The organism is Kordiimonas sp. (genome assembly GCF_048260245.1).
Lineage (GTDB): Bacteria > Pseudomonadota > Alphaproteobacteria > Sphingomonadales > Kordiimonadaceae > Kordiimonas.
The window spans coordinates 111,946-127,893 of record NZ_JBLXGZ010000009.1 but is presented as its reverse complement, the minus strand read 5'-3'; the positions used below and the strand labels follow the sequence as shown (position 1 = coordinate 127,893).

The window sequence follows — 15,948 nt, the reverse complement described above, 5'->3', positions numbered from 1 at the left end:
TGCAAGGCTTTGTCGATGACGCTTTGCGCCTGATCTGTTGCGTGCAGTTTGGCCATCGCCGCTTCGCGGGTGACGCGGGCGGCGCCACTGTCTTTGGTCCACGCGGCGCGGTAGATGAGAAGGGCGCTGGTATCAATATCAAGCGCCATTTCCGCGAGGCGTTCCTGCGTGATCGGCAGGTCCGCCAGCGGCGCGCCGAAAAGCTCGCGGCTGCGGGTGCGGGACAGGGCTTCATCAAGCGCACGGCGCGCAAACCCAAGCGCTGCCGCGCCCACCGTTGACCGGAAGATGTCCAGCGTTGCCATAGCCAGTTTGAAGCCGTCGCCGCGCTTGCCAAGCAGTTTGCCCGCATCGACTTCGCAGTCGTCGAAGCCAAGGCGGCCCAGCGGATGCGGCGCGATTACCTCGATACGTTCCTTCACACTGAAGCCGGGGGTGTCGGCATCGACGATGATGGCAGACAGCCCACGTGCGCCTGCTGCCTCGCCGGTGCGCGCGAAGACGCAATAAAAATCTGCAATGCCGCCGTTGGATATATAGGTTTTTTCACCCGAGAGCCGGTAGGCTCCAGCCGATTCGCGGAGGCTGGATGCGATCTGGGCCACATCTGATCCGGCCTCAGGCTCCGTCAGCGCGAAGGCTGCGATTTTCTCGCCCGAAGCCACATGGGGCAGGTAGGCGGCTTTCACCGCGTCGCTGCCTGCCAGCGTTATCGCGCCCGAGCCAAGCCCCTGCATGGCGAAGGCAAAATCGGCCAGCCCGGAATGGCGGGCAAGGGTCTCGCGGATTATGCAAAGCGAGCGGACATCAAGGTTTTCGTGCATGCCGCCATAAGCTTTGGGTACGGCGTAGCGAAGCCAGCCGCCGGCACCAAGGGTTCGCACCAGGATACGGCAGGTTGTGTCCACATCATCGTGCGCGTTGGGGGCACCTGTGATCGGTGGCAGATATTCTGTGGCCCATGCGTCCAGATCCCGCGCGAGCGTGCGGTGATGATCCTCGAAAAACGGCCAGGTCAGGAAGCTTTTGTCTGCCATCAGTCGCCCTCGAATACAGGTTTTTGTTTGGCAACAAACGCGTGATAGGCGCGCTCGAAATCCTTGGTTTGCATACAGATGGCCTGGGCCTGGGCTTCGGCCTCGATCGCGGTGTCCAGGCTCATGTCCCATTCCATGTTCAACTGGTTTTTTGTCATTCCGTTTGCGAAGGTCGGGCCCGCCGCCAGCCGCGCGGCAAGGTCTTGCGCCTCCTGCATCAGTGCGGCCTTGTCCACAATCCGGTTGAAGAAACCCCAGCGTTCTCCTTCCTCAGCACTCATGGTGCGGCCAGTGAACAGCAGTTCAGACGCGCGGCCCTGGCCGATAATACGGGGCAACACGGCGCAGGCACCCATATCGCACCCGGCAAGCCCAACACGGTTGAACAGGAAGGCTGTGCGGGCATCCTTTGTGGCAAGCCTGAGATCGGACGCCATGGACATGATCGCCCCCGCGCCAACGCTGATGCCGTCCACGGCGGCGATGATCGGCTGGGGACAGCCGCGCATGGCTTTGACAAGGTCGCCGGTCATGCGGGTGAACTTCAGCAGTTCCGGCATGTCCATTTTTACCAACGGGCCGATGATCTCATGCACGTCCCCGCCTGAGGAAAAATTCCCACCGGCGCCTGACAATACAATGGCTTTGACGGCGGGCACATAGACAAGATCCCGGAACATGTTGCGCAGCTCGGCGTAGCTATCGAACGTCAGGGGGTTCATGCGGTCGGGGCGGTTCAAGGTCACGGTCGCGACGCCGTCGTTGAAATCCCACAGGAAGTGTTCGGGGCTGAATGTCTTCGGGTCCATTGGGGGTCCTTATCTGATCAATTTTTTCAGGCGCTGGTGCCAGTGTTAGGGCCAGTATTAGTGACAGTATCAGCGCCAGTATCGGTTTCAGGGGCGGCCGGGGTCGCCGCGCCAAGTTTCTCAAGCAGGTATTGCAACTGTGCGTGTTCCGTCGCCGTCAGCGGGCTGAAGATATCCTCAACCCATTCAGCATGCTCTGAGGCCATGGCCTCAAATGTCGCCCGTCCGGCTGCCGATAGCCGAGCCATTGCGGCGCGGGCGTCATTCGGGCAGGGCTGGCGCTCGACAAGGCCTTCCTTGATGAGCGGCGTCATGACCTGGGTAACATTGCCGTTTGAGACCATCAGCTGTTTGGATAGCGCCGACAGGCGAACGCCCGCTTCAGGCGCGCGGTACAGGTTGGCGAGAATATCAAACCGGGACAGCGATACGTTGTGCGCGGCTTGCATCTGTCCGGTCAGGCTTTTGCGAATGGCGTTGCTTGAGCCAAGCAGGCGCAGCCAGCTCCGGAGCGCTTGCTGTTGTGGCTCGCTGATGTCCGTATGGTCCGCCATCTACATCTCCCCGCAATGACGATTTATTTTAGCACTAAATTATATCGGTTTCAAGCGATCACACCGCAGTGAGGCGATTATGCCGACCGCGGCTGTGTTTTACATAACCTCCCCGTTTTACATAACCTCCCCGCCGGCAACGGCGATGGCCTGTCCGTTCATGGCGTCGGCTTCGGGCCGCGCCAGCCAGTATATGGCGTCGGCTACTTCTTCGGGGCGTATCAGGCGCCCCGCAGGGTTGTGCCGGGTAAGTTCGTGCATGGCGTCGTCGGTGCTGCGCCCGGTTTTTTCAACAATATTGTCAATGGATTTGCGTACAATGTCCGTATCGGTGAACCCAGGGCAGACAGTATTGGCGGTAACGCCGGAGCCGGCAATCTCAAGGGCCAGCGCCCGCGTCATGCCAATAACGCCGTGCTTGGCTGCGGTGTAGGCTGCGGTATAGGCGTATCCCTTCAGTCCCGCTGTGCTGGCTACGGTGATGATGCGACCATAACCGGCTTTTTTCATTGTGGGCAGCACGGCTTGCGTGCAGAGGAAGGCGCCGGTCAGGTTGACGTCCAGCGCGGCCTGCCAGTCCGCGACGGAGATTCGGTGAAACGGTGCGGTTTTGGCGGCGCCTGCGTTATTGACCAGAATATCAGGCGTCTGCGCCTGCGACGCCAAATTCGAGAAGGCCAATGTTACGGCCGCGCTGTCCGTTACGTCCAGCGGTAAAGCGATTGTGCCGGGCAAATGATCGCACGCTGCCTGCAGTCGGTCGCGGTCCCGTCCGGCGAGGATGACTTTAAAGCCCTTGTTCGTAAATAGTCGCGCTGTCGCCAGCCCAATACCCGAGCCGCCCCCCGTAATAAGGGCTATGGTTTTTTTGTCCGTCATAATGTTCTCCTGCCTAAATACTTTAGTTCTAAATTAATAATCCGACAAGTGGTAACAATGAGCATGGCGGATAGAAGTGGGCTGTGATCAATATGCATCAGCACACGAAAGAAGTGTAGGCTTGCGGGGTCAAGGAGCGCTGAAAATGTATTTTTCTTTGACGCCCGCTGGCGTCTGTGGGACAATAAATATAATATTTTTGAATGGCCTTATTCTCAGGTGATCTACGTCCTGAGATGGCGCCGAGGACGGAACGGAGCAATATAATGCGTATCGGGATGTTGGTTGCAACTGTTGGAATGATGGTCGGGGCACCGGGGGTAGCTATCTCCGTGGCGCCAGCCGCGATAGCGCAGCAAGTCACAGAATTGGTCAGCCAGGCGGAGCAGCAATTGCAGGCGCAGATTGTAGCCCTTGCGCAAGCGGGTGACACAGCGGGCATTCAGGCACTTGTTAGCCGTGAGGTCGCTGCGGGCCGCGCTCAATTGGTCGCCCAGGTAACGAAACGAGTTGCCGCGATGGGTGCCGATCTCGCGGGTAGCGATACCGAATCAGCGGCTGCGCTGGTGCAAGCCGCAGTGGTTATGGCAAGCGATAGCGCTGTCAGCGCCGCTGATGACAGCGTTATTAACGCTGTTGGGGCCTCCGCAGCGTCGGCTGTTGCTACGATGACGACAACCGATCCGGCGCGGGCATCCCAAATTCAGACAACTGTGGCAACCAGCCCCTCTGCATCCCTGCAGATCGCTTACGTAAATTCTGTGACCTCAGATGTAAACAGGCCGTCGGTAGTAGCGCAGCCAGTGCAACCCCCTGTTCGTCGGCTTGAACCGCCTAAGCCTCCGGAAGAACCAGTGATTCCGGATATCATCGAGCCCAACCCAGCGCAGAGCGGCAGCCCCACCTAAATATCAGGCTAGCTACCCGCGTTAGCGTTTAAAAAGGCGAAGGTTCGTGACCATCGCCTTTTTTATTGTTATGACGGACACCGTTTTACAATGATCAGGCATGGTAATTTGGTGGCGTCTTTCTGGAAAAGGCTTTTTGGCGGAGGTGTGTGGCGCGGCGATGACGGCTCTGTAGCTACTCGCGCGTCCGCTCCCGTGGAGATGCCGCATCCATCCACGTTTGGCTGGGCATTGCCCGAAGGCAAACTGGTATATGCGATTGGCGATATACATGGTCGCCTTGACCTCCTTGACGCATTGCTGTTGAAAATTGAAGAGGACCGTGCAACCCGGTGGGGCGTGTCAGAGACGTACATCGTTTTTCTCGGTGACTATGTGGACCGGGGATTTCAGTCAAAGGCAGTGCTTGATTTTCTGGTCTCCTACCGGCCTCATAACGCAACTCCGATTTTCCTGCGCGGCAACCATGAGGACCTTCTTCTCCAGTTTATCAACGATCCGATGATTGCAGACCTCTGGCTTCGTGTTGGCGGCGCAGCGACACTGGTCAGCTACGGTGTTGATATGCACGCCCCAGAAATTGCGGGTGATTTGCTGGCGGCATCCGATGCGTTCATGCGCGCTCTGCCTGCCGAACATCGCCAGTTCCTTGAAGGGCTGGAGGCCAGTTGGCAACTGGGCGATTATTATTTTGTTCATGCAGGGCTACGGCCCGGTATTCCGCTCGACCAGCAGGGCCACCGTGACAAAACGTCCATCAGGCAGGACTTTACACTCTCTGGCCACAATTTCGGCGTATGTGTTGTGCATGGTCACACAGGTGTCAGAAAACCTGAACATAATGGTACGCGGATAGCGGTTGATACCGGCGCATTCGCGACGGGTAAGTTGACGGCTGTTGTTCTAGAAGGTACGGAGGCGAGGTTTCTTTCAACGACCTAAAAAAAATAGTGTTGCATAAGGGGCACAAGTGAAATTATTATAATTTTCATAGGCTTCCTATAGTCTCAGGCACCAGTTTAAAAATTTTGTATATGTGTATATTGTCGGCAGCTTGCTAAATTTGATGCGCTGCATAGATTAGCGCACTTGTACCAATCGGGGTAAGATAGATGAAAAATCAGAAGAGTATCGTTCTGGCCTCCCTTCTCATGGGTGGCACTGCATTGGCGCCTGCGGCGTGGGCTCAAGATGCGGGCGCTCAGGCAGAAGCGGTAAAAGCAGTTTACGAACGCCAGCGGCCAGATTATGACGCGCCAGGCGTGCGTACTGGCAGTTTTCTTTTCTACCCTACCGCGACGGTAGAAGGTAGTTACAACTCGAACATCTACGCACAGGAAAGCAACGTAACCGATGACTTCATCGTTAAAGTGAAGCCGTCTTTCAATCTTGTGTCTGACTGGAACAACAGTTTTTTCAGCGTCAATGCAAAAGCGGACATCGGTCGTTATCTTGATAACGGCGGTGAAGATTATGAAGACTATTCGTTGGGTATGAATGGTCGCAAAGACATCTCTCGCGGCATGGACGTGCATTCAAATCTGTCTTACGCGCACGGTCATGAAGATCGCGGTGCCCCGGATTCGGTTGGCTCTGCTGCGGAACAGACCAAGTTTAACGTCCTGACCGCCGGGCTTGGTTTCAAGCGTGACGTATCTGTGGTTTCACTGGGCGTGGATGGTGAGTATCTGAAGCGTGACTTTGAAGACAGCGCACGCTTTGGCGGCGGAGCACCGATCAACAACGATGACCGGGACCGCGAACGCTTTAAAGGTATCGCCCGCGTGGGGTATGAGTTGGCGAGCGGCTATGAGGCCTTTGTTCGCATGACCGCAGACCGGGTGAAATACGATGATTCGAAAGAGGATGGTGGCCCCAACCGTAACTCAGACGGTTACGAAGTAGTTGGTGGTGCATCGTTCGATTTCTCGGGTAAATCCAAGGGTGAGTTCTTTGCCGGTTATATGAAGCGGTCGTTTGACTCTGACACGCTTGGTTCAATTGACGGCATCAACTTTGGTGCGAATCTCTTGTGGAATATAACAGGGCTTACCTCTTTCCGTGGTGCGGTTAAGCGCTCGATCGAGGAAACGACCGTTCAGGCTTTGGATGAAACCGGGACGCTGACCTATGCGTCTGGCGTTGTGACCACGCTGATGTCTGCTCGCGTTGAGCATGAACTGCGCCGGAACTTGCTGCTCAATGGTGATGTTAGCTACACCATGCAGTCGTTCAGCCGTACGGAACGCGACGATGATATCTGGGCTGCGAAGCTGGGCGTGAAATACCTGCTGAACCGCAATTTCAATGTGAATGCAGGCTATAATTACGACTACCGTGATACCACAGCCCAAGGTCAGGATTATCAGCGTCATACGTTTAGGGTTGGTGTTACCGGTCAATGGTAACTATACTCCTCAATCAAGCATAATGTATTCAAGTATTGGTTGGTTGAGGTAATGGCAAAACTGCGTATATTAACATTATTGGTGGTGGCGAGCTTGTTTGGCTTCGCCGCCACTGCTCATTCTCAGGATGGCGATACCCCGCAACTGGACGTTGCCAGGTATCAGTTGGGCTCCGGCGACAAGATCCGCGTTATTGTATATGGCGAGGAAGATCTTTCCGGCGAATTCGAGCTTGACGGTTCAGGCCTTGTGGCCATGCCGCTTATCGGGCCGGTCAATATTGGCGGTAATGATGTGGCGGCGGCGGAAAGCCTGATCGGCGCCAAGCTTGCCGATGGCTATTTGGTGAATCCACGCGTCAGTATAGAAGTGCTGAATTACCGGCCATTCTATATTCTCGGGGAAGTGAAGGAGCCAGGCAGTTATCCTTATGTGAACGGCATGACTGTCCTCAACGCGATCGCTTTGGCATCGGGCTTTACATATCGCGCGAGTGAAAAGAAAATTATAATCACACGCAAGGTTGACGGAAGAGAGAAAAAGATCGACGTCAAGGATACCACGCTTGTGATGCCCGGCGATATCATTCGTGTGCCCGAGAGGTTTTTCTAGGCACCAACTTAGGTTTTAGCGATGTACGACAATCATTACACCGAACAGGACCGCCCTGTTGCAGGTTCCGCTGCGCCTGTCACCGATGAGAAAAGTGATGTGGATATCCGGGGTTTGTTCCTCGTTTTGTGGCGGCGGAAGTGGATAATTATCAACACCGTCATCTTTGCTGTTGTATTGGCCGTCATTGTCGTGCTGCAACTGACGCCAAGATATACCGCGCAGGCTATTCTCGCGATTGAAACCCGCCAGAATCGGGTTGTCGACCTTGAGGCGGTGATGTCGGGCATGGGAACAGACCAGGCGGCGATTAAAACAGAGATCGATGTACTGGAATCGCGCCGCCTTATCGGCAAGCTGGTGGACAGGCTCAAACTTGTAGAAGATCCTGAATTCAATATGGACCTGATCGAGGGCGGAGGCTTTCTGTCCGCGATCAACCCGCTAAGCTATATGCCGGATGCGTGGTCCAATGCCATATTGGGCAAAAACAACGCTAATAGCACGCCGGAGGAATTGGCCCAGGCAACACGCGCCAGGGTGATTGATCAGGTACTTGGGCAGTTGTCGGTTACAAACCCGCCCCGGTCCTATACCTTGCAGATATCGGCAGAATCCACGAGCGCCAAAAAGGCCGCGATCATTGCTAACGCGTTGGCAAACCTCTATCTCACCGACCAACTGGAGGTGAAATTCGAAGCGACGGAACGCGCCAATGAGTGGCTGAATGAACGTGTTTATGAACTGAGGGAGAAGGTGCGCCAGTCTGAAGAGGCCGCGCAGCAATTTCGTGAGGTCAACCGGCTCATCCAGACCCAGTCTGCCGGGCTGGTTAATGACCAACAGCTCGCACAGCTTAATACACAGCTGGTGACCGCCCGCACCGAGCTCGCGCGCATTGAAGCGCGGGAACGGCAGATCGAACAAAACATCATCAACGGTACAGTTGAGGAATCCGGCCTTCTTGAGGTGGTTCAGTCGCCCCTTATCCAGCGCCTCAAAGAGCAGGAATCCGAAGTCCGCCGCAGCCGCGCGGAGCTTGCCACCCGGTATGGTCCCAAGCACCCGAGGATGATGAATGTCGAAGCTGAGCTCGGGGACATCAAAAACAAGATCACGCTTGAGGTCAATAAAATCGTTGCCGGTATCAGGGGTGAGGCTGAAGTGGCCGCCATCAGGGTCGGTACGCTTGAACAGAACCTTGAGGCACTCAAGCAGGAAAGCTTTAAAAACAGCCGGGCTCAGGTGAAGATGCGGGAGTTGGACCGTGAGGCGGAAGCCAACCGTCTGCTGCTGCAAACGTTCCTGACTCGCTTCAAGGAAACATCCAGTCAGGACGGCATTCAGCAGGCCGATGCCCGAATTATCTCAACGGCAGATACGCCAACGCAGGCGTCCTTCCCCAAGCGTAAGCTGATGGTTCTGCTTGCAACCTTTGCCGGATGCGGCCTTGGTGTGGCTCTTGCGTTCCTGCTTGAGGCGCTTGATAACGGATACCGCAGCCCCGAGCACCTCCGTCAGGACCTTGGTTTGCGTCCGCTTGGTATGATTCCGCTGGTGGGCAAGACCGTTTTGCAAAGCGGGGGACCGGAAAAATATATCGTCTCGAAACCGTCGTCGTCGTTTGCCGAAGCGCATCGCAGCATTCATGCGTCGCTTATGTTTAGCGGCACGGGCGGGTCGACACCCAAGTTGCTTGCGGTAACCTCCTCCGTACCGGGCGAGGGTAAGTCCACGGCGACGCTTTGCCTGGCGCACATACTTGGGCGTACCGGGTTGAAGGTACTTGTTGTCGAGGCGGATTTACGGCGCCCGGTGTTGAGAAAGCGCTTGAATATTGACGAGGAAAAATATGCCAGCGTGAACTCGGTTCTGGCGGGTGCTGCAGGCAACGGCAAACAGTCGATATTCAAGGAGGAGTTGACAAATATTGATATCCTCTGGGCTGAACGGGAAGACAACCCGCAAAAGCGGTTTGCGGGGCCTGCCTTTAAACAGTTCCTGAGTGAGGCACGCAAGCAGTACGACCTTGTGCTTATCGACACGCCGCCAATTATGGCAGTGTCGGATGCGATGATTATCGCCAAGAGCGCGGACAGCATCATGTTTGTTGTGCAGTGGGAGGCAACTGCCAAGGGTATCGTCAAAACAGCGGTGAAGCAGTTGCAGCAGACGGGTATCCCGCTTGCGGGCGCCGTGCTGACGCAGGTCGATGTTAAGCGGCATCGCGGCTATGGTTACGGCGACCAAGGCTACTATTACGGTGGCAAGAGCAACTACTACACCAACTAGTTGGTGTGGCGAGATATTGCGGGCCGTGCCTTTGACACGGTTTGGCTGCGAGAGAACGGACAATAAAAGAAAAGGCGCCCTTTGCGGCGTCTTTTTTATTGCATGTTGGCACATCTGGTGTGGTGGAATGAGAGTTATAATGGCGGAGCCGGAGGGATTCGAACCCTCGAGGGGCAGGACCCCAACACGCTTTCCAGGCGTGCGCCTTAAACCGCTCGGCCACGGCTCCGTCTAAAGGCAAACCCGGTGACTATCCTGCTCAACACCGGGTGCGGGGCGCACTATAGCCATGTTCCACCCAAAGGCAAGTATGAATTTCGACTGGTATTATTGCGGTGTCTGGCCCGGTGTCTGGCCCGGTTTGTGCGGTGCCTTGGCCGGTTGCTCCGAAGAGAAGAGCCATATAGGCGTGGGAAAGCAGGCGTGACAAGCGCAGAGGCTGCATGGTAATCTCAGGGTGGGAATCACGGGAAGACCTATTTTATTAATACTGGAGGTGTGCATTTCCAAAACGGGGATCGATCACGAGGAGGAACGGGATGGTTTTTACAAGGGTGTTAACAAGGCTTGGCTGGCAGATTCGGTATGGGTTGGCTGCTGGCGCATTGACCGTGGGGATCGCGGCAGGCGCGGTACCTGTCGCTGCAGATGAGATTCAGGACTGGCAGCGTGATATTGTTAAGAAAATTATTAAAACGCATATTTATCCCAGATCGGCCATCGCGCGCGAGATTGAAGGCAGCGCTAAAGTGCAGGTTACAATCGATCGTAGTGGCAAAATAACTGGGTATGACATTGTTGAACCATCCGGCCAAGCGCAGCTGGACAAGGTCATCCCGAAGATGATGGAAAAGCTTGATCCGTTACCGTCACCCCCGGCGAGCTTGCCGGACGGGAATTTGAGTTTCGTCATTCCAATCGCATGGCGTCTGCAATAAAGCTGTTGGCGGAACGCGCAACGGAGAGGCCCTGAAAAGGGCCTTTTTATTGCCCGGGTCGTCGTACGCGTTGCCGGTGAGGCAAAAAAAGGGCCCGAAGGCCCTTTATAATCCAGTCATATGGTTCGGTTCAGTCTTCTTCGCGAATGGTACGCAAGAAGCCCTCTACCTGCCCGCGCAACTCGTCTGACTGCTGTGTCAGCAACTGCGCTGCGGTCAACACCTCGGTTGCGGCGGCTCCGGTTGAGGTAGCCCCCTGGTTCACGGCGTGAATGTTTGAGGTGACCTCTTCGGTGCCAGTGGATACTTCGGAAACATTGCGCGCGATTTCCTGCGTCGACGCGTCCTGCTCTTCGACTGCAGATGCAATGGAGACCGAGGTGGATTCAATAGCACCAATGATGCCCTTGATCTCGTCCATCGCGCGTACCGCAAGGTTTGTCGCCTGCTGCATGCCTTCTACCTGCTCGCTGATTTCCTGCGTGGCTTTCGCTGTCTGGTTGGCGAGGCTTTTCACCTCACTCGCCACAACGGCGAAGCCTTTGCCGGCGTCTCCCGCGCGGGCAGCCTCAATGGTCGCATTGAGTGCGAGAAGGTTAGTTTGCTCTGCAATGTCGTTGATGAGCTTGACGACGTCACCAATTTTCTGTGCAGCGTCCACAAGTTCGGCGACATCCTTGCCGGCGTTTTCGGTACGGTTCACTGCGTCGCGCGCCGAAGCTGACGACTGGTTGGTTTGACCCGTGATTTCACGTACCGACGCCGAAAGTTCTTCGGCGGCACTTGCCACCATCTGGGCGTTGGAACTGGCTTGCTGGGCAGCATTTGCCACCACTTCGGACTTTTTCGACGTGTCGTCAGCTGTTTCGGCCATGCCGCGTGCCGCGTTTTCCATTTCGGTTGCGGAGTTCGATACTCCCTCCACCACGGCCATTACAGAAGCTTCGAACTTGTCAGCAAGATCAAGCATGGCTTGCCGACGTTCCTGTCTTGCGGCCTCTTCGCGCTCCTGTTCGCGCTGGCGCTGAGCTTCTTCTTCCTCACGCTTCTTGCGCTCTTCCTCTTCAGCGCGTTCACGCTCTTTTTCTTCGCGTTCACGCTGCTGGGCTTCAAGGTCGCGCCGCTCGATCGCATTCTCTTTAAAGATTTGGACAGAGCGAGCCATATCCGACACCTCGTCGCCGCCTTCCGTGTAAGGCACGTCAACGTCAAGGTTGCCTTTCGACAGTACCATCATGGTATCTGACAGGGCATTGACAGGGCGAACCACTTTGAAAATTACCACCCAGAAGGAGACACCACCGATCGCAAACACAAAAATCATCAGGGCGCTGGAGAAGGTGAGATTGGCGGCCGCTGTATCCACGGCTTCCTCATTGAGGCTGGCGGATAGTTCCTGCGCATAGGCGTTCATTTTCATCACCGGCTCGGCGGCCTTTTCAGCCAAGCGAACCCAATCGATGGGGGTAATGTCATAGTCCACGACTGTCCGGCCTTCTTCGTCCGGCTCGGCCTCGTCCGACAGGTCATAAAGGTCAAAGCGTGTGAGTTCGAAGTCATTGAAAAAGGCTTTCTGAATGGCTTCGACTTGTGCATCGCGAGATTCCGGGGTGGTTTCCGCACGCGCAAAAGACACAGAATTGGCAATGGCCATCGCCTGCGACCAGGCCGCCTGCCCATAGCCGCCATAACGTGAGCCTTGATCCCGTTTGATGGAGGATATCTGTTCACCAGATGCCACGTTCTCTCCCAGCGAGGCGCTTTCGCGTGTGGCATATTCGATCATAAGCCACAGCTGATGCTTGAGGCGAATAACCTGAGAAATGCGATCGTCACCAAAATCATAATTTTCTTCAAGTGCCTGCCGCAGTCGAGCCGCGGCCTCTACAAGATCCGTCATCACATTTGTCGCGCTACGACCATTCAACTCCCGTGAACCTTCCCTCTTGCCGAGGTCCTGGTCGATGGTATCAAGCTGCGATTCGTATTTGGCGAATGCCTCGCGGAATTTCTTCTTGGTGTCTTCGAACCGTTTCGTAACAGCGATATATACCGCTTCGTTCACATCTTCACCGTCGAAGGGCTCGATCTCGTCCAGCTTCTCGATGATCGTGCCGTACGCGGCATCCACTACACGGCGGTTGTTGCTGATGATCTTTTCAAAGTCGTTGCTTGCGGATTGGGGTGAGCCATAGGACGTGTAGGTGGCTCCGCGTTCGTCACCCAGAGATAGTTTTAACTGCACGATGTCGTCGACCAGCGCATTAACCTTCATGGAGCGCTCCGCACGCGCGCTGTTGTCCAGTGCGTCATTCATCCGCATGGCTGTCAGGCCAATAACAATAGCCATCAAGGTAACCGTGACGATCAGCAGCAGGTTACGGATACTGAAAAATTTATTTTGTAGAATATTGTCTAACGCCGCCATCGCGGTGACCCCCTCGTTTTCAGCAAGCTTTGCCTCAAGTTTTCAAGCTAACATAAGCAATTCATTGCATAGTACCGTTAACGAAACTTAAAGACTATTGAATATGGTTGACGGTTCCGGGCGCCCCACACCCTCGTCTGGCGATAGTAACGCCAGATTTCTTGTGATCAACTGTATCGTTCTATAAAAATGGCTCCGTCATGCTTGTCGGCATGAAGGAAAGGCTTATAAACTCCTTATGGTTGAAAATTATACAGAAAAGCACGACGTGGTTGTTGTTGGTGGCGGCGCCGCTGGCCTTATGTGTGCGGCGACTGCGGCAGCGCGAGGGCGCTCGGTCGTTTTGCTTGAACACAACAGGAAGCCGGGGGCAAAAATCCTTATTTCTGGTGGCGGTCGCTGTAATTTCACCAATCAGGATACCACCGCTGCTGCCTATCTGAGTGAGAATCCTCATTTTGCCAAGTCGGCGCTCAGCCGCTACACCCCGTGGGACTTCATGGACATGCTAGCCAGGCATGGTGTGACTTGGCACGAAAAGACGCTAGGGCAGCTTTTCTGCGATCAGGGGGCAAAGCGTATATTGGAAGTCCTGCTGCGTGAGTGCGAGGATGCAGGGGCAGAGGTGCGTACAGGAACTGGCGTAAAGAGTGTGCAGTGCCGGAACGGACATTATGAAGTAGCGACATCTTCGGGACTGTTACAAGCCTCGTCGCTGGTTGTGGCGACGGGTGGACTATCCATCCCCAAGATGGGGGCGACCTCATTTGCCTATGATATAGCGCGGCAGTTTTCTATCCCGGTTACCGAGCCTGCGCCGGCGCTTGTGCCCTTTACCTTTGCCGATACCGACCTTGCCTTTATGAAGTCACTGGCTGGTGTGGCGACAGATTGTGTGGTGTCTTTGGGGGCGGCAACGTTTCGGGAAAACCTGCTCTTTACTCATCGTGGCTTGTCGGGCCCAGCGATACTGCAGATATCAAGCTATTGGTCATCCGGCAAGGCGATTACGGTCAATCTCTTGCCCGATGAACCCGATGCTCTCCTGTGGTTAAGGACCACGCGGGAGGGGCGCCCCAAGGCAGGTCTCAAATCCATTCTGGCGGAGCGGCTGCCCTCCCGGCTTGCTGAAGCGGTTGCGGATCATTGGCCGGGGCCCATCGGGACAATGTCAAATAAAGTGTTGGCAACTGTGGCGCAAAGACTAGTGAGTTGGCAACTCACGCCTTCTGGCACGGAAGGGTTTGCAAAAGCAGAGGTGACGCGTGGGGGGGTAAGCACAGCAGCGCTCAGTTCCAAAACGCTTGAAGCGAAAACGCAGGCCGGCCTTTATTTCATTGGTGAAGCTGTGGATGTCACCGGTTGGCTTGGTGGGTATAATTTTCAGTGGGCATGGGCCAGCGGTTGGGCTGCGGCGCAGGATCTATAACTGTATTGTTTAGAAATAATAAAGAATGAAAATTAGGGGCGTCTCTAATATCTTCCCGATAGAGGTGGGGGGATCATGGCACGGTACCGACAACTGAAGTCACTGGGAGACTATCGGCGAGCGATCAGGAATGGTTATGGCCTTGGGGTTGGGGATAGCTATAAGCCTTGGGTCAAGGTGCAGGATGTCAAAAGCAAAGGCCTGAGCGAGAAAATTCTCGGTATAAAAACGGGGCGCATGCATCATCTTCTTTCACAGGGGGAATCTGAGTTTTTTCGACTGGCCCAATTTTGAGCAACGGTTGTGGACATCAGAGAACAGTTTCCTTTGCTGCCCATAAAGCTGGGGAAACGTATCGCCGAAACGCTGGGTGTTAAATATCCCAAGGTGCCCGGGACTGATACTGATCACATAATGACAACGGATTTCCTGCTGACGCTCTAGTCGGGGAAAAGCCAAACGTATCGCGCTATTAGTGTGAAACAGCCTAACGATCTATTGAAATTGCGCACACTGGAGAAGCAAGAGATTGAAAGGGTCTGGTGGCACCTCCTTGGAGTGCCATTCAGTATTTTTTGTTCAAACGAACATACAAAGATTCGAGCCACAAATATCGATCAAATTAGTAGTTCACAACGCCGAGGTTTCTTCTCGGATGCGGAAACCCAAGAAGAAGTGTTGTCATGTCTGGAAGTCGGATTTCTTCCTCGGAGCGCTTGTATTGAACCGATCGCTCATAAACTAGACGTTGAACCTGCCCAAGGAATTCGTCCGGCTGAAGTGTATGGGCTAGTGCGTATGAGTTAATATTATGGGGCATAGCTACTTAGAGGTGGACCGCTTCGGGTTTGTATGATCCAGCATAGCCAATGCCATTTCCCCGGGATCACTAACGCCCACGCGTTGCAATTCAATGTTTAGAATAGCATAACTACTGTTGTTTAAAATAATGGTTGTAATATCAAGCGCTTCGCGTGCCATTGTCCACAAAGCTTGAACAGTGTACATCGCTCCACCGTCACCTTGAAGTGCAATGACCTTGTTGTTCGGGCAGGCAACGGCTACGCCAATGGCGACAGGAAGTCCCTGGCCAATCGATCCTCCTGTCAGTGTAAGCCAATCATGTTTCGCCGCTTTCTGGGTCTGTGAGAAAATGGCTTGTCCAGCAGTTGCTGATTCATCTGAAACGATAGTTCTCTCTGGCAGAAGTTCACCCAGTATCGCGCTAATAGAGGTTGTGTTGAGCTGTTCAGCTCCTGAATATGTTTCAGGTGCCCCATGACAAACCGCAGGTTGCGCAGGCGCTTCCAACCTTTCCGCCAAACGCTGAACAGCATCCAGACAGTCATGTCGAGTGTCGGCTAGCTCAGTAAGCCGGGTTTTAGGGTCGGCAATCCAGCTAGGTTTGCCAGGATACGCGAAGAACGCCAGTCCCCTCATCTTTCCACCGTATCAACGGCGATACTGCCTGCTTTGTGTCGCACGAAACCGCCCGTTCATGCGGCAGTATGCAGGCCTTGCTCGGTATGCAAATTCATGCCTGTAAAAATTATTATCCAAATGGATAAATATATGATAGGGTCCATTCCAGTAAAGGCGTGGGGAGGATACTCGCCGATTGAATGGCCGACTGCTTGGCCGACTGGCTGGAGTG

The 15,948-nt window shown here is 54.8% G+C and carries 14 protein-coding genes and 1 tRNA gene; 8 read left to right on the top strand and 7 right to left on the bottom strand.

The window, feature by feature from the left end; genetic code table 11:
* From ACN0VM_RS07170 to ACN0VM_RS07155, 4 genes are all read right to left on the bottom strand, one after another.
* A partial coding sequence (locus tag ACN0VM_RS07170; RefSeq protein WP_417450181.1) for an acyl-CoA dehydrogenase family protein occupies positions 1 to 1,037 on the bottom strand: 1,037 nt, incomplete at its 3' end.
* Positions 1,037 to 1,846, bottom strand: a complete 810-nt coding sequence (locus ACN0VM_RS07165) for an enoyl-CoA hydratase family protein (protein ID WP_417450180.1) — start codon at positions 1,844 to 1,846, stop codon at positions 1,037 to 1,039. The genes ACN0VM_RS07170 and ACN0VM_RS07165, both read right to left, overlap by 1 nt.
* 26 nt (positions 1,847 to 1,872) lie before the next feature.
* Positions 1,873 to 2,400, bottom strand: a complete 528-nt coding sequence (locus ACN0VM_RS07160; RefSeq protein ID WP_417450179.1) for a MarR family winged helix-turn-helix transcriptional regulator — start codon at positions 2,398 to 2,400, stop codon at positions 1,873 to 1,875.
* Between the two features lie 117 nt (positions 2,401 to 2,517).
* The gene (locus ACN0VM_RS07155; protein WP_417450178.1) at positions 2,518 to 3,279 is read right to left on the bottom strand and encodes an SDR family NAD(P)-dependent oxidoreductase; all 762 of its coding nucleotides are present in this window, start codon (positions 3,277 to 3,279) and stop codon (positions 2,518 to 2,520) included.
* Positions 3,280 to 3,545: 266 nt separating this feature from the next.
* On the opposite strand from ACN0VM_RS07155, the gene ACN0VM_RS07150 reads away from it, so the two are divergent.
* From ACN0VM_RS07150 to ACN0VM_RS07130, 5 genes are all read left to right on the top strand, one after another.
* Positions 3,546 to 4,187, top strand: a complete 642-nt coding sequence (locus ACN0VM_RS07150) for a hypothetical protein (RefSeq protein WP_417450177.1) — start codon at positions 3,546 to 3,548, stop codon at positions 4,185 to 4,187.
* A gap of 90 nt (positions 4,188 to 4,277) precedes the next feature.
* Positions 4,278 to 5,129 (top strand): metallophosphoesterase, encoded by an 852-nt coding sequence (locus ACN0VM_RS07145; protein WP_417450176.1) that lies wholly within the window; start codon positions 4,278 to 4,280, stop codon positions 5,127 to 5,129.
* Positions 5,130 to 5,299: 170 nt separating this feature from the next.
* Positions 5,300 to 6,595: an outer membrane beta-barrel protein gene (locus tag ACN0VM_RS07140; protein ID WP_417450175.1), complete on the top strand. Its 1,296-nt coding sequence runs from the start codon at positions 5,300 to 5,302 to the stop codon at positions 6,593 to 6,595.
* Positions 6,596 to 6,646: 51 nt separating this feature from the next.
* The gene (locus ACN0VM_RS07135; protein ID WP_417450174.1) at positions 6,647 to 7,207 is read left to right on the top strand and encodes a polysaccharide biosynthesis/export family protein; all 561 of its coding nucleotides are present in this window, start codon (positions 6,647 to 6,649) and stop codon (positions 7,205 to 7,207) included.
* 21 nt (positions 7,208 to 7,228) lie between these two features.
* Entirely contained in the window at positions 7,229 to 9,499 is a 2,271-nt protein-coding gene (locus ACN0VM_RS07130; RefSeq protein WP_417450173.1) for a GumC family protein, read from the top strand.
* A 140-nt stretch (positions 9,500 to 9,639) separates the two neighbouring features.
* Here the strand turns inward: ACN0VM_RS07130 and ACN0VM_RS07125 are convergent.
* Positions 9,640 to 9,728 (bottom strand) — tRNA-Ser (locus tag ACN0VM_RS07125).
* A gap of 310 nt (positions 9,729 to 10,038) precedes the next feature.
* Between ACN0VM_RS07125 and ACN0VM_RS07120 the strand changes: the two genes are divergently transcribed.
* Complete coding sequence (locus ACN0VM_RS07120; RefSeq protein ID WP_417450172.1) at positions 10,039 to 10,437, top strand: TonB family protein; 399 nt, start codon at positions 10,039 to 10,041, stop codon at positions 10,435 to 10,437.
* 130 nt (positions 10,438 to 10,567) lie between these two features.
* Here ACN0VM_RS07120 and ACN0VM_RS07115 read toward each other — a convergent pair whose 3' ends face one another.
* Entirely contained in the window at positions 10,568 to 12,865 is a 2,298-nt protein-coding gene (locus ACN0VM_RS07115; RefSeq protein ID WP_417450171.1) for a methyl-accepting chemotaxis protein, read from the bottom strand.
* A gap of 238 nt (positions 12,866 to 13,103) precedes the next feature.
* Here ACN0VM_RS07115 and ACN0VM_RS07110 point away from each other — a divergent pair, with 238 nt between their 5' ends.
* Positions 13,104 to 14,294: an NAD(P)/FAD-dependent oxidoreductase gene (locus tag ACN0VM_RS07110; RefSeq protein ID WP_417450170.1), complete on the top strand. Its 1,191-nt coding sequence runs from the start codon at positions 13,104 to 13,106 to the stop codon at positions 14,292 to 14,294.
* Between the two features lie 75 nt (positions 14,295 to 14,369).
* Complete coding sequence (locus ACN0VM_RS07105; protein WP_417450169.1) at positions 14,370 to 14,588, top strand: transposase; 219 nt, start codon at positions 14,370 to 14,372, stop codon at positions 14,586 to 14,588.
* 528 nt (positions 14,589 to 15,116) lie between these two features.
* On the opposite strand, the gene ACN0VM_RS07100 is transcribed toward ACN0VM_RS07105, so the two are convergent.
* Positions 15,117 to 15,605 carry a thiamine pyrophosphate-dependent enzyme gene (locus ACN0VM_RS07100; RefSeq protein ID WP_417450168.1) on the bottom strand — a complete coding sequence of 163 codons (489 nt, stop codon included), beginning with the start codon at positions 15,603 to 15,605 and terminating at the stop codon, positions 15,117 to 15,119.
* Positions 15,606 to 15,948 lie beyond the last annotated feature (343 nt).